This window comes from Pseudomonas phytophila (assembly GCF_025643095.1).
Lineage (GTDB): Bacteria > Pseudomonadota > Gammaproteobacteria > Pseudomonadales > Pseudomonadaceae > Aquipseudomonas > Aquipseudomonas quasicaspiana.
Window position 1 is genome coordinate 6,520,920 of the sequence record NZ_CP081201.1, and the last position, 14,494, is coordinate 6,535,413.

Annotated in this window: 12 protein-coding genes; all 12 read right to left on the reverse strand. The window is 54.8% G+C overall.

Annotated features, from left to right (window positions below):
* Positions 1-11: 11 nt before the first annotated feature.
* Complete coding sequence (locus K3169_RS29435; protein WP_017848908.1) at positions 12-1,472, reverse strand: ATP-binding protein; 1,461 nt, start codon at positions 1,470-1,472, stop codon at positions 12-14.
* Positions 1,469-3,637 (reverse strand): Mu transposase C-terminal domain-containing protein, encoded by a 2,169-nt coding sequence (locus K3169_RS29440; protein ID WP_263269383.1) that lies wholly within the window; start codon positions 3,635-3,637, stop codon positions 1,469-1,471. Before K3169_RS29440 ends, K3169_RS29435 begins: the two co-directional genes overlap by 4 nt.
* Positions 3,634-4,488, reverse strand: coding sequence for a TnsA endonuclease N-terminal domain-containing protein (locus K3169_RS29445; protein ID WP_024014928.1), 855 nt, complete (start codon positions 4,486-4,488; stop codon positions 3,634-3,636). Before K3169_RS29445 ends, K3169_RS29440 begins: the two co-directional genes overlap by 4 nt.
* A 281-nt stretch (positions 4,489-4,769) precedes the next feature.
* The gene (glmS, locus tag K3169_RS29450; RefSeq protein WP_099270190.1) at positions 4,770-6,605 is read right to left on the reverse strand and encodes a glutamine--fructose-6-phosphate transaminase (isomerizing); all 1,836 of its coding nucleotides are present in this window, start codon (positions 6,603-6,605) and stop codon (positions 4,770-4,772) included.
* 10 nt (positions 6,606-6,615) lie between these two features.
* Positions 6,616-7,383, reverse strand: coding sequence for a DeoR/GlpR family DNA-binding transcription regulator (locus K3169_RS29455; protein WP_263269385.1), 768 nt, complete (start codon positions 7,381-7,383; stop codon positions 6,616-6,618).
* A 247-nt stretch (positions 7,384-7,630) separates the two neighbouring features.
* Positions 7,631-8,998 carry a bifunctional UDP-N-acetylglucosamine diphosphorylase/glucosamine-1-phosphate N-acetyltransferase GlmU gene (gene glmU, locus K3169_RS29460; protein WP_263269386.1) on the reverse strand — a complete coding sequence of 456 codons (1,368 nt, stop codon included), beginning with the start codon at positions 8,996-8,998 and terminating at the stop codon, positions 7,631-7,633.
* A gap of 116 nt (positions 8,999-9,114) precedes the next feature.
* Positions 9,115-9,540, reverse strand: a complete 426-nt coding sequence (locus tag K3169_RS29465) for a F0F1 ATP synthase subunit epsilon (protein WP_027901597.1) — start codon at positions 9,538-9,540, stop codon at positions 9,115-9,117.
* A 44-nt stretch (positions 9,541-9,584) separates the two neighbouring features.
* Positions 9,585-10,964 carry a F0F1 ATP synthase subunit beta gene (gene atpD, locus K3169_RS29470; RefSeq protein WP_027901596.1) on the reverse strand — a complete coding sequence of 460 codons (1,380 nt, stop codon included), beginning with the start codon at positions 10,962-10,964 and terminating at the stop codon, positions 9,585-9,587.
* A 27-nt stretch (positions 10,965-10,991) separates the two neighbouring features.
* On the reverse strand, positions 10,992-11,852 hold the full coding sequence (atpG, locus tag K3169_RS29475; protein ID WP_087269415.1) for a F0F1 ATP synthase subunit gamma: 861 nt from the start codon (positions 11,850-11,852) through the stop codon (positions 10,992-10,994).
* Positions 11,853-11,902: 50 nt separating this feature from the next.
* Positions 11,903-13,447: a F0F1 ATP synthase subunit alpha gene (atpA, locus tag K3169_RS29480; protein ID WP_027901594.1), complete on the reverse strand. Its 1,545-nt coding sequence runs from the start codon at positions 13,445-13,447 to the stop codon at positions 11,903-11,905.
* 21 nt (positions 13,448-13,468) lie between these two features.
* Complete coding sequence (locus K3169_RS29485) at positions 13,469-14,005, reverse strand: F0F1 ATP synthase subunit delta (protein WP_027901593.1); 537 nt, start codon at positions 14,003-14,005, stop codon at positions 13,469-13,471.
* Between the two features lie 12 nt (positions 14,006-14,017).
* Positions 14,018-14,488 carry a F0F1 ATP synthase subunit B gene (locus K3169_RS29490; RefSeq protein WP_027901592.1) on the reverse strand — a complete coding sequence of 157 codons (471 nt, stop codon included), beginning with the start codon at positions 14,486-14,488 and terminating at the stop codon, positions 14,018-14,020.
* Positions 14,489-14,494 lie beyond the last annotated feature (6 nt).

Here is a 14,494-nt window from a genome sequence, read left to right on the forward strand (position 1 = left end):
CACCCTCCGACTCACGCTTTGTGATACATCGGTGAGAACTCAAAAAGGTCCTCGTTGAGCCAGCCCGAAGCGCGCAGAGCTTCGAGAGGAGCGTCATGTTCGCTAAGCGCTTTAGCCTCTGAGTTTTCCACAGCAGTAGCAATCGGCGATGGGTGGTCTTTCGCAAGAATGCTTGGAGATGGGTCTGCCGGCTTCTCACGGGATACAACGCTTCGAAGCAAGGCAAGGCGATCCTCTCGTGCCAAACCATCGAAGACCATCATTTCGCTCAGCTGATCCTCGATCGGCAGCAAATCGTCGAACTGTCGCATCCGCTTCGGATCTCGGCTACGCAGAGCTGAAAGGGCTGGCTTTAGAATCTGCATTTTTGAGTTGCTTACCTTCACCAGGATCTCAGCAGTCAAACACTCCGAGCCACTCTGGACCGCATAACGCTGACTCAATACCAGCAGCTTGACCAAGAAATCTGTGACGCCTTGAGTGTGCTCATACAGCGTGTCAAAAATCTCGTCGGTCAGCTCAGCAATCTGCTTGCACCACTGATAGCTCCAGAGATTTTCGACCAACAACCGCCACTCCTCATCATCCTTTTCGAATCGTTTGAATTCGAGCGTGCCGGCACCACAGACTCGGCGGGCAGTCCGCATGGCTTCTGAGAACAGGCTAATCGTCGAATTCGTGCCACTGAAAACGACCGGGATCCCAATGTTATTTACCAAATGCAGAAAAAAATTCAGCATGCTCTCCTTACCACCGGTTTTCGCCAGGTGGAGGTTTTGCAGCTCGTCGATCAATAAGGCGCCGATGAAAAACGTGCTGGCCACCTGCTCCATTTGTTGCAGCGCATCATTGATGTTTCGATGCCTGTAGCGCTTGTGGTAGTCCTTGTCTCCTAGAGCGTCACCCACCGCATAAAAAAACTGCTGACAAAATCCAGCCAGCGATCCATCCCGAGGGCAGTCAAGCTTCAGCCATGTGATTTGGGTATGAACAAACTGCTTTCCTTCATAGCGCTCATGACGGATTGTCTGTGGATAAAGGCTCAAAATGGCGTGGAGTGCCGTTGACTTGCCAATGCCGCTCAGGCCAACGACGGTAAACGTTTCTGCAGTGGACTTGAACGCATCGTGGTAACGCTGAGCCCCAGATAAAGAATGCAAATGCCGGACGGTAGCGGGCGACATCGGGTTACGCCCAACATACCCTCGACGAATGAGCAGTGAGAACAGGGCCTCCAGTTCCAAATGTAGCAAAAACGGCTGTACCACGGTTCTTAGCCGGTCGATACAGTGAATTCGAGTGGCTCCTTCGAGCGTCAGCTCTTTCGGATCCACCGGCTGAGGAAAATTCGAGATCAGCTCAACAGCCGCCGCCTCCGACAATATCGGAGGCAAAGCTTCGATAAGCGGGTTACCCGCATACTCACTAATGTCCTGTCTGACGTAATTGGCAAACGTCTGTGCACCTTTCATTTTGCCTGTCCTGGCCGAATTCTTTTGAGTAAATCGATAACCTGCGCAGTGCGCTCGCCGGCATATGAATCATGCGCTTTCGGTGTCAATTCAGATTGAAGTGAAGCTGGCTCCGCCCTAACGCCTTCAGGAACAACCGCATTTTCACGCTCACGGAGACGTTCTTCTGCGCGGTTCTCGCGGATGTTTCCAGTGGCCTCTGCCTTGGTGGGCGGAGCAGGTTCCAGTTTTCGTTCTGCGAGTGCATGACTGATGATCTGGTGGACCTGATCGCTAAGCTGCACACGGCTTTCCAGCTCGGCTCGCCGGCGAGTAGGCGGTTTTTGGCGATAGGCTTCGAGCAGATCAAAAATCTCGTCCGAGCGGTAATTCGCGTAACCGGCATCCGATCGTCGAAGATCACAACGGATAAACTGCTTGGCCTCTCCCTGAATCCAAATGTGTGCCGCCGAGTTCGGATCGAACCAACACTCTATTGACCAAACGCCCCCTTTGCGAGCCTTGGCAAACCAATCTTTCTCTATGGCCATATCACACACGTAGTGCATGCCGCGAAACATAACCCCACCCTTTTGAACGGTCGCGCGCTCGCGAGGCAAGAGATGGAGGTAAACCAGCTCGTCAGGACGTTTGTTGGATTCGATCAGGTCGTTGTCGCAGGCCCAATTCCATATCCCGTTGGGTGTAGGTTCAACGCCGTCATTCATCATCGCCTGCGTCAGTCGTTCAGGCTGTCGATGGTGCCCGTTATAGTGGAGTACGCACTTGATGAGGATTTGGGTGAACTCTTTGAGATTCAGCCTGGCATCGAGCCGGTAATCTCGCTCGCCTCGCTCTTTGTCTCGCGCTGCTACCCCGCCAGGTAGCCATCTGATACCCGTCAAATCATTCAAAATGCCAAACCGACTTTCCACCATAGGCTTCCAATCCGGCCGATAAGGCGGAGCAGTGCCCATCTCAATTCCCAATCCTGACGATAGCCCCTCTGCTGCGAGTGACAGCATCTCTCCTCGGTCGGCGTAAATCTGGTGGGGCAGGTGGTGACAATTCCAATCATCTGCATTGATTTCGACGCCGTTCTGAGCGCAGAACTCGACTTTGGAGGTAAACGCGTTGAACAGCGCTTGCCTGGCCCCATTCCAACTAGGGCCCTCCAATCCTACATAGAGACCAGCAATCATTCCGGAGAAGCTATCCACAACGATATAAACTACGGGCCGGCCAATGAGCATCCGCCTGGAGTAGCTGTTGACCAAATAAATATCGGCAATAGTCGCGTCGATCTCGAACTGATGACAGGGTCCACGCAGCCAATCGCGAACGGTACCTGAAAGCGGACGGCAGTCCTTTAACCATCTCCTCAATCCTTTACGGCCACGCTCGGTTGCAATCTCGTCGAAAAAAATCTGTCCCCAATATTGGAACTGCCTCAAGCTGGGGAGTTCTGAACCAGGCAACAAACGAAGCTCTTCTTCACTGTTTTTACAGATGTCTCGGACTGAGTAAAATCGTCTCAACATTTCGTCATATGCGCTCGAAATGGAAGATTTCTTATCTCTTACATAAAGAGCATATCCAACACGGATGCATCGTTTATCAACCGCACTGAGCATCTTGGAAGGCGAAGTAAGAACGCCTTGAAATTTAGGCTTTCGCCCTGGTGGCCTGCTCGGATCATATTTTCTATCGGCAACACCTACCGCCGTATAATTATTAAGCAATGAGTTGCGAACTTGACCATAAAACCAATATCGGTAAAGAAGCCGATAGATCGTTTTCCGCTGGATTCCGAGCTCTGACGCCCGTCTGCTAACAAGCCGGCCTAACTCACCTCGTACAAATATTTGTCCCGGGTATTCAGGATCTAATAGAGGGGCGATGACGGCCCACTTTTCGTCCCGGCCTTGCTTGGCTCTCTCATCCAACTGTTCCTCAAGCACAAGCATAAACTCGGGCGTGGTGATGGCTGCTGGTTTGGTGTGACCAGACGCTATCGAGCGACGCAGCTCCTCCAGACCAACCGCGTACGGCTGCCGGGGTGGGTCAGCTAGATCCATCAAAACTGCTAAGTCATGCGTTTCATCCTGGTAAAGGAGCCTGGCTATCGTAGCAATGACCGACAGATCGGTTACAGGCTCGAAAACGTCATTAACGAGAACAGTCATGACATTTTCTCCTTCAACGATACTTGGACAGGGCTCGGTGAAACTTCGAAGCCAGGAACTAGACCAGTAAGGTGGAGAGGAGTGTTAACCAAATCGATTTTCAGTATCTTGTTCCAAACCAGATGAAAGAAAATTGCTTGAGCGTCTATATAGGAAATGGACAGAAGTGATGCTATTTTTCTTAGACAGGTGGCCAAGGTCCACGAATATTCCCGGCTGTTTACAAGGCACTCGATAAAATTCGAATGCAACGGCGCTTTCATTAAATCACGAGAGAGCTTCGAGTACCTCCTGATTAGTCCAAGATTTTTAATCAAATCTCGTGTAAAAAACTCGTCTGTTACGATTTTCCAATCAACACCTTGGCTTTCCCAAAAACGCTTTTCAATTTCAAGTTTTTCAAGCGTTCTTTTACTTCCGTTGCCAATTAAATCTGAACGATACTTCACCGTCCTAGCTACCGATTTGAAGTTTCCGCTCGGGTCCTTAACAGTTAACAGGAAGTCTGTTGTCATCACATAAGGCAGTGTTGTTCTAGGGTATCTTGGATAGCGTACATCGATCGCCGACGCTATCGCTTGCGCACGCTCTGTGGGTAGTAAAGGGTATTGCTCCCGGATATCCACGACGTCTTCAGAAAATTCACACACAAGGAAGTAGGAACGCTCGAGATCTGACAGGAGGTGATGAATCCTCTCGATCTTCACACCTTGAATCTTGTGCGAACGACCTATCGACGGGACATCTTGTACCCGCAGCCAAGGCACGTAGCTTGCCCCGGCGCCTTCGCCAAATCCATTTGCAATGTGCCGTTCAATGTCCTGCTGTGATGCAAATTTACGACCTCGCAACCCACGCCTCCTCAGTCGATGCGGACCGCTTCACCTCGCGTCGAGAAAAAGTCGTAGAAGGACACGACCGCCAAAGCGGCCGCATTCAAAACATTTTCCAGACTACACCCGCTGAAAGTTGAAGCGATGAATCCAGACCAAAGGGAAAGCCTGGAAAGGAAAACCCCCGTAGATACGGGGGTTTGAGCCTTGTGTCAATCTATGTTCATCAGTGTCAAACTTTATTGTTTTGTGTCAATCTTTATTGTTAAAAACCAACACGCTCATTTGCTGTGGATAACTTATTCCACAGTCACCGACTTCGCCAAGTTACGCGGCTGATCCACATCCGTGCCCTTCAACACCGCCACGTAATACGAAAGCAGCTGCAACGGAATGGTGTAGAGGATCGGTGCCAGCGCATCGATGATGTGAGGCATGGCGATGACGTGGGTGCCTTCGCCGTTGCTCATACCGGCTTGTTCGTCGGCGAAGACGATCAGTTCACCGCCGCGTGCGCGGACTTCCTGCAGGTTGGACTTCAGCTTTTCCAGCAGCTCGTTGTTGGGTGCAACGGTCACGACCGGCATGTCGCTGTCGACCAGCGCCAAAGGACCATGCTTGAGCTCACCCGCCGGATAGGCTTCGGCGTGGATGTAGGAGATCTCTTTGAGCTTGAGTGCACCTTCCATCGCTACCGGGAATTGAGCGCCTCGCCCCAGGAACAGGGTGTGGTTCTTCTCGGCGAACAGCTCGGCGACTTTCTCGACCGTGCTATCCATGGCCAGGGCTTCACCCAGACGAGTCGGCAGACGACGCAGCTCTTCGACCAGCTCGGCTTCAACGCCCTCAGCCAGCGTGCCTTGAACCTGACCCAGCGACAGGGTCAGTAACAGCAGCGCGACCAGTTGAGTGGTGAAGGCTTTGGTGGACGCCACACCGATTTCAGGACCGGCCTGGGTCAGTAATGTCAGGTCGGACTCGCGAACCAGCGAGCTGATGCTCACGTTGCAGATGGCGAGGCTGGCGAGAAAGCCCAGCTCTTTGGCGTTACGCAATGCGGCCAGGGTGTCGGCGGTTTCGCCGGACTGGGAAATCGAGACAAACAGCGTGTCCGGTTGTACCACGACCTTGCGATAACGGAATTCACTGGCAACTTCCACCTGACATGGAATACCTGCCAGCCCTTCCAGCCAGTAACGCGCGACCATGCCCGCGTGGTAGCTGGTACCACAGGCTACGATCTGCACATTGCGTACTTTGGCAAACAGCTCGGCTGCTTGCGGACCGAATGCCTGCACCAGAACCTGCTGCTGGCCGAGACGGCCTTCAAGCGTGCGCTGCACAACTTTTGGTTGCTCGTGGATTTCCTTGAGCATGAAGTGGCGGAACTCGCCCTTGTCAGCGGCTTCTGCGCCTTCACGGTATTGAACAACTTCACGTTCAACCGGCAAGCCATCCAACGACCAGATCTGCACGCTTTCACGACGGATCTCGGCGATATCGCCCTCTTCCAGGTACATGAAGCGGTCGGTGACCTGACGCAGCGCCATTTGGTCAGACGCGAGGAAGTTTTCCCCAAGGCCCAGACCCACCACCAGCGGACTGCCGCTGCGGGCGGCAACCAGCCGGTCAGGCTGTTTGGCACTGATCACTGCCAAACCGTATGCGCCGTGCAGCTCTTTGACTGAAGCTTTCAGCGCCACGGTCAGGTCAGGGGTGTCCTTGAGCTTGTGGTGCAGCAAGTGGACGATGACTTCAGTATCGGTGTCGGACACGAACACATAGCCCAAGCCTTTGAGGCGCTCGCGCAACGGTTCGTGGTTCTCGATGATGCCGTTGTGGACAACTGCCAGTTCATCGCCGGAAAAATGCGGGTGCGCGTTACGCTCGCAGGGTGCGCCGTGGGTTGCCCAACGGGTGTGGGCGATACCCAGACGGCCCAGCAGTGGTTCGCCTGCCAGCGCCTGCTCCAGTTCGCTGACCTTGCCGGAACGACGGCGGCGATCGAGCACACCGGCATTGCTGAACACCGCAACGCCAGCGCTATCGTAGCCGCGGTATTCCAGACGCTTGAGGCCTTCGACCAGGATGGCGGTGATGTTGCGTTCAGCGACTGCGCCGACAATTCCACACATAAGTTTTCTCCTAGCTGACAGCGGCGCAAATCAAGGTTATGCCGCGGGCTTTTATCTGTTCGCGCGCCTCGGATGGCAGGCGATCATCAGTAATAAGGGTGTGGATACTGCTCCAGGGCAGCTCCAGATTGGGTATCTTGCGGCCCACTTTGTCCGCCTCGACCATCACCACTACTTCGCGGGCGACTTCAGCCATGACGCGGCTCAGCCCCAGTAACTCGTTGAAAGTGGTGGTACCACGAGACAGATCGATGCCGTCGGCACCGATGAACAACTGATCAAAGTCGTAAGAACGCAGCACGTGCTCCGCGACCTGGCCTTGAAAGGACTCTGAATGCGGGTCCCAGGTACCACCGGTCATCAACAGAACAGGCTCATGCTCCAGTTCGCTCAATGCGCTGGCCACATGAAGGGAGTTGGTCATCACTACAAGGCCTGGCTGCTGGCCCAGTTCGGGAATCAATGCGGCAGTGGTGCTGCCACTGTCGACGATGATTCGCGCATGCTCGCGAATGCGCTGCACGGCGGCACGGGCGATGGCTTGCTTGTACCTGGAGACAGGCTGGGAGCTTTCGCTGATCAGTTCTTGAGGCAACGTGACCGCACCGCCATAGCGACGCAGGAGCAGTCCATTACTTTCGAGTGCAGCCAGATCCTTGCGAACCGTAACTTCAGAAGTTTCGAAGCGCTTAGCCAGCTCGTCCACGCTCACTTCGCCCTGCTCGCTGAGCAATGCAAGGATATTGTGGCGTCTTTGAGGTGTATTGCGTTTCGACATGGCTGACTTAAGTTTCGATTCGTAAGATAACGAAGGCAATCAAAACCTATTCGAAGGAAGACGTCAAGCTTGATGTGATCCGTGTAGGAGCGCGCTTGCCCGCGATGGCGTCAGCACAGGCGATATATTCATCGACTGACAGATTGAATCGCGGGCAAGCGCGCTCCTACAGGTCTCCGTTTGCTTCGCGACAGCTTAATTTCAGCTATACCGCGACAGAGAATCAGTAGCCGTCCTGTGGATAACTTCAGTCTTTCTTGATTTTAACCGGGCGTTTCCAGCCATCAATATTACGCTGGCGGGCGCGGGCAACAGCCAGCTGCGACTTATCCACATTCAAATTGATGGTCGAACCAGCTGCAGTATTGGAACCGTCACCTATAGCCACAGGCGCGATCAATGAGTTGTTGGACCCGATGAACACATCCTCACCAATCAAGGTTTTGTGTTTATTGACCCCGTCGTAGTTAACCGTAATGGTCCCTGCACCAATGTTGGTACGTGCGCCAATCACCGTATCACCCAGGTAAGTCAGGTGACCGGCTTTGACGCCTTCGCCCAACTGAGCATTTTTCAGCTCTACGAAGTTACCCACATGCGCTTTGGCCCCCAGCACACTGCCCGGACGCAGACGCGCGAATGGACCAGCATCACTGCCCTCGCCCATGATCGCGCCATCAATATGGCTGTGGGCTTTAATCACCACACCTTTGCGCAAGGTGCTGTCTTTGATCACGCAGTTTGGGCCGATGACCACGTCGTCTTCAATGACGACCCGACCTTCGAGGATGACGTTAACGTCGATCAGCACATCGCGCCCTACTGTCACGTCACCGCGTACATCGAAACGAGCTGGATCGCGCAACGTTACGCCCAGCGCCATCAGGCGGCGAGCTTCGCGCAGTTGATAGTGACGCTCCAGCTCGGCGAGTTGTTTGCGGTCGTTGGCGCCCTGAACTTCCATGGCGTCGTGGGGCTGCTCAGTGGCGACCACCAGACCATCGTTGACGGCCATGGCAATCACGTCAGTCAGGTAATACTCGCCTTGAGCGTTGTTGTTAGATAGCCGTCCCAGCCAATCCGCCAGGCGCTTGCCCGGGACCGCAAGAATGCCGGTGTTGCCTTCGGTGATAGCCTTCTGGGCTTCGGTCGCATCTTTGTGTTCAACAATGGCACGTACAAGATTCTGCTCGTCACGCACGATACGGCCGTAACCGGTTGGATCGTCGAGGTTTACGGTCAGCAGGCCCAGTTGTTCGGCAGTGACCTGTTTCAGCAAACGCTCAAGGGTTTCAACTTCAATGAGCGGTACATCGCCATAGAGGATCAGCACGGTCTCGGCGGTGAGTTCCGGCAATGCCTGAGCAACGGCGTGTCCGGTCCCCAGTTGCTTGTCCTGCATGACGAAATTCAAATCATCGGCGGCCAGGCGCTCACGGACGATATCCGCACCATGCCCAATCACCACATGGATACGCTGCGGCGATAATTGCCGGGCGCTGTGGATAACATGGCCGAGCATTGAATCACCGGCAACCGGATGCAAAACCTTGGGCAGTGCCGAGCGCATGCGAGTGCCTTGGCCTGCCGCGAGAATAACGATATCGAGAGACATGAGATTTCCAACTGAGGCGCGCCGCGTCACTTATCCACAAGCGTCGGCTGATCCTGAAAAAAGAAAAAGGGTAGCCGAGGCTACCCTTTTTCTCAATCGCGCAGAAGAAGACGGGGTTAGCCGCCGAACTTCTTGCGAATTTGCTGAACGGTACGCAGCTGGGCTGCGGCCTCGGCCAGACGAGCAGTTGCAGATCCGTAATCGAAATCTGCGCCTTTTTCGTTCAGGGCCTTCTCGGCTGCCTTTACGGCTGCCTGAGCAGAGGCTTCGTCCAGGTCATCAGCACGTTGCACAGTGTCGGCAAGCACCTTGACCATGTTCGGTTGAACCTCGAGGAAACCGCCCGAGATGTAAAACACCTCGGCTGCTCCGCCCTGCTTGATCAAGCGGATCGGACCTGGTTTCAGATCAGTGATCAGCGGCGCGTGGCCTGGAGCGATACCAATATCACCCAGGTTGCCGTGCGCAATCACCATCTCGACCAGACCGGAGAAAATTTCCCCTTCCGCGCTGACGATATCGCAATGGACTGTTATAGCCATTTGCTTGCCTCGACCTGATTAGCGCCCGTTGCCGGGCGCTGGGATTACAGTTTCTTGGCTTTCTCGATCGCTTCTTCGATGCCGCCGACCATGTAGAACGCCTGTTCTGGCAGGTGGTCGTAGTCACCGTTGAGGATGCCTTTGAAGCCAGCAATGGTGTCTTTCAGGGAAACGTATTTACCCGATGCACCAGTGAAGACTTCAGCCACGAAGAACGGTTGCGACAGGAAGCGCTGGATCTTACGAGCACGGTTAACCAACTGTTTGTCGGTCTCCGACAGCTCGTCCATACCCAGGATCGCAATGATGTCCTTCAGTTCTTTGTAGCGCTGCAACACGTACTGAACGCCGCGAGCGGTGTCGTAGTGTTCCTGGCCGATAACGTTCGGGTCCAGCTGGCGCGAAGTCGAATCCAGTGGATCTACTGCTGGGTAGATACCCAGGGAAGCGATGTCACGGGACAGTACGACGGTTGCGTCCAAGTGGGCAAACGTGGTCGCTGGCGACGGGTCAGTCAAGTCATCCGCTGGTACGTATACGGCCTGGATGGAAGTGATCGAACCGTTTTTGGTGGAAGTGATGCGCTCTTGCAGAGTGCCCATCTCTTCAGCCAGGGTCGGCTGGTAACCTACTGCGGAAGGCATACGGCCCAGCAGTGCGGATACTTCAGTACCGGCCAGTGTGTAACGGTAGATGTTGTCGACGAACAGCAGAACGTCGTTACCTTCGTCACGGAATTTCTCGGCCATGGTCAGGCCGGTCAGTGCTACGCGCAGACGGTTACCCGGCGGCTCGTTCATCTGACCGTAAACCAGTGCCACTTTGTCCAGAACGTTGGAATCCTTCATCTCGTGGTAGAAGTCGTTACCCTCACGAGTACGCTCACCCACACCGGCGAACACGGAATAACCGCTGTGCTCGATGGCGATGTTACGGATCAGTTCCATCATGTTTACGGTTTTGCCTACACCGGCACCACCGAACAGACCGACTTTACCACCCTTGGCGAACGGGCAAACCAGGTCGATAACCTTGATGCCTGTTTCCAGCAGATCGTTGCCACCAGCCTGTTCAGCGAAGGACGGCGCAGGACGGTGAATGCCCCAGCGTTCTTCGGTGTCGATCGGGCCAGCTTCGTCGATCGGGTTGCCCAGCACGTCCATGATCCGGCCCAGAGTCGCTTTACCGACCGGTACGGAGATGGCTTTGCCAGAGTCTGAAACTTCCAGACCACGCTTCAAGCCCTCGGTGGAGCCCATCGCAATGGTACGAACCACGCCGTCGCCCAGCTGCTGCTGAACTTCCAGGGTGGTCCCTGCCGCGCTTTTGACTTCCAGCGCGTTGTAGATACTCGGTACGCTATCGCGTGGGAATTCCACGTCGATCACGGCGCCGATGATTTGAACGATACGTCCGCTACTCATTAGCTGGTTCCTCTAATATTTGAACCGTTAAACCGCGGCAGCGCCGCCGACGATTTCCGAGATCTCTTGGGTGATCGCTGCCTGACGCGCCTTGTTGTAGATCAGCTGCAAATCACTGATCAAATCACCGGCGTTGTCTGTGGCGTTCTTCATCGCGATCATCCGCGCTGCTTGTTCAGCTGCGTTGTTCTCGACCACCGCCTGGTACACCTGCGACTCAACGTAGCGAACCATCAAGCCGTCAAGCAGCTCTTTGGCATCGGGTTCGTAGAGATAGTCCCAGTGGTGCTTGAGTTTCTGATCCGGGGTCGCCACCAGCGGAATCAATTGCTCCACCGTTGGCTGCTGGGTCATGGTGTTGATGAACTTGTTGGATACCACGGACAGGCGATCAATACGGCCATCCAGGTAGGCATCCAGCATCACCTTGACGCTGCCGATCAAATCATTGATCGACGGCTCTTCGCCCAAGTGGCTGATCGCAGCGACGACGTTACCGCCGAAGTTGCGGAAGAATGCCGCACCTTTGCTGCCAACCACGCACAAATCGATCTCTACGCCGTTTTCACGGTTTACCGCCATGTCCTTGACCAGAGCCTTGAACAGGTTGGTATTCAAGCCACCGCACAGACCACGGTCACTGCTCACTACGACATAACCAACACGCTTTACAGCGCGCTCGACCATGAACGGGTGGCGGTATTCCGGGTTAGCGTTGGCCAGATGACCAATCACCTGGCGGATGCGCTCCGCGTAAGGACGGCTAGCAGCCATGCGCATTTGAGCCTTGCGCATTTTGCTGACCGCCACTTTTTCCATGGCGCTGGTGATCTTTTGCGTGCTTTTGATGCTCGCAATCTTGCTGCGAATCTCTTTTGCGCCTGCCATGTAACACCTATCAGGTTAGCAAGCGGGAGCCTTTCGGCCCCCGCTGCGGCTTACCAGGTTTGGGTGGCCTTGAACTTCTCGATACCGGCTTTCATGCCAGCGTCGATTTCGTCATTGAAGTCACCCTTCACGTTGATCTTCGCCATCAAATCGGCGTGATCGCGGTTGAAGTAAGCAATCAGCGCTTGTTCAAAGCTGCCAATCTTGGCGATTTCGATGTCGGTCAGGAACCCACGCTCAGCGGCATACAGCGACAGCGCCATGTCAGCAATCGACATTGGTGCGTATTGCTTCTGCTTCATCAGCTCGGTAACGCGCTGACCATGCTCAAGTTGCTTACGGGTAGCTTCGTCCAGGTCAGAAGCAAACTGGGCAAATGCTGCCAGTTCACGGTACTGAGCCAGAGCGGTACGGATACCACCGGAGAGCTTCTTGATGATCTTGGTCTGAGCGGCACCACCCACACGGGATACCGAAACACCGGCGTTCACAGCTGGACGGATGCCAGAGTTGAACATGGCCGATTCCAGGAAGATCTGACCGTCGGTGATGGAAATCACGTTGGTCGGAACGAACGCGGAAACGTCGCCAGCCTGGGTTTCGATGATCGGCAATGCGGTCAGGGAACCAGTTTTGCCGGTCACTGCGCCTTTGGTGAACTTCTCTACGTACTCTTCGGAAACACGCGATGCGCGCTCCAGCAGACGGGAGTGGAGATAGAACACGTCGCCTGGGTAAGCTTCACGGCCTGGTGGACGGCGCAGCAGCAGGGAAATCTGGCGGTAAGCCACTGCTTGCTTGGACAGATCGTCATAAACGATCAGCGCGTCTTCACCGCGGTCGCGGAAGAATTCACCCATGGTGCAACCCGAGTACGGTGCAAGGAATTGCAGCGCAGCGGATTCAGAAGCACTTGCAGCCACGACGATGGTGTTGGCCAGTGCGCCGTTTTCTTCGAGCTTGCGAACAACGTTGGCGATGGTCGATTGTTTCTGACCGATTGCTACGTATACGCAGAAGATGCCGCTGTCTTTCTGGTTGATGATTGCGTCGATGGCCAGAGCGGTTTTACCGATCTGACGGTCACCGATGATCAGCTCACGCTGGCCACGGCCGACAGGAATCATGGCATCGACAGCCTTGTAGCCAGTCTGTACAGGCTGGTCTACCGACTTACGCCAGATCACGCCTGGAGCAACTTTCTCGACCGCATCGGTCTCGGTGTTGTTCAGCGGACCTTTGCCGTCAACTGGGTTACCCAGTGCGTCGACTACGCGACCCAGCAGTTCCTTACCAACCGGAACTTCGAGGATGCGGCCAGTGCACTTGGCGCTCATGCCTTCAGCCAGAGTCGTGTAAGCGCCCAGTACCACAGCACCTACAGAGTCTTGCTCAAGGTTCAGCGCCATACCGTAGACGCCGCCCGGAAACTCGATCATCTCGCCGTACATTACGTCGGCCAGACCGTGAATCCGCACGATGCCGTCAGATACGCTGACGACAGTGCCTTCGTTACGGGCTTGGGAGGTTACATCGAGCTTGTCGATGCGACCCTTGATGATTTCACTTATTTCGGAAGGATTGAGTTGCTGCATTGCTCTGCTGCCCCTTCAAACTCAAGATTTCAATGCTTCGGCTAGTTGCGCGAGTTTGCCGCGAACTGAGCCATCGATAACCAGGTCGCCGGCTCGGATTACGACACCACCGATAAGGGTGGCATCCTCCGCAGCATGCAGGCGCACTTCCCGGCCGAGCCGTGCACTGAGAACCTTGGCGAGTTTGTCTTGCTGTTCTTGGTTCAATGCAAAAGCACTGGTGACATCCACATCGACCGATTTTTCCTGCTCGGCCTTGTACAGGTCGAACAGTTCGGCGATCTCCGGCAGAAGCGGGAGACGGTCGTTTTCAGCAACGACATGGATGAAATTCTGTGCCTTGGCATCGAACTTGTCGCCACACACTTCAATAAAAGTGGTGGCCTTGTCTGCGCTCGTCAGTCGCGGGGCCTTGAGTACGCGCTGCATGGTGTCATCTTGCGACACCGCTGCAGCCAGGCCGAGCATGGCTGACCAATTGGCCAGTTGCTGGTGGGCCTGGGCGTGCTCGAAGGCTGCCTTAGCGTAAGGTCGGGCCAACGTGGTCAGTTCTGCCATGATCGCCCTCGCTTAAATTTCAGCAGCCAGTTTGTTAACCAGCTCCGCGTGCGCGTTTTGATCGATTGTGGCACCCAGGATCTTCTCAGCACCGCCGACTGCCAGGCTACCCAATTGGGCACGCAGCGCGTCTTTGACACCGTTCAGTTCCTGTTCGATCTCGGCCTGAGCCTGAGCCTTCACACGGTCAGCTTCGACACGGGCCTGTTCACGGGCTTCGTCGACAATCTGTGTACCGCGTTTCTTGGCTTGCTCAATGATCTCGGCTGCCTGAGTTTTAGCTTCACGCAGTTGATGACCCACTTTCTCTTGGGCCAACTCCAGGTCGCGAGCTGCTCGGCTGGCAGCGTCCAGTCCATCAGCGATCTTCTTCTGACGTTCGTGCAAAGCCGCAATGACCGGAGGCCAAACGTACTTCATGCAGAACAGCACAAAAATGAAGAACGCAACGGACTGACCAATCAGGGTTGCATTAATGTTCACGCCAAC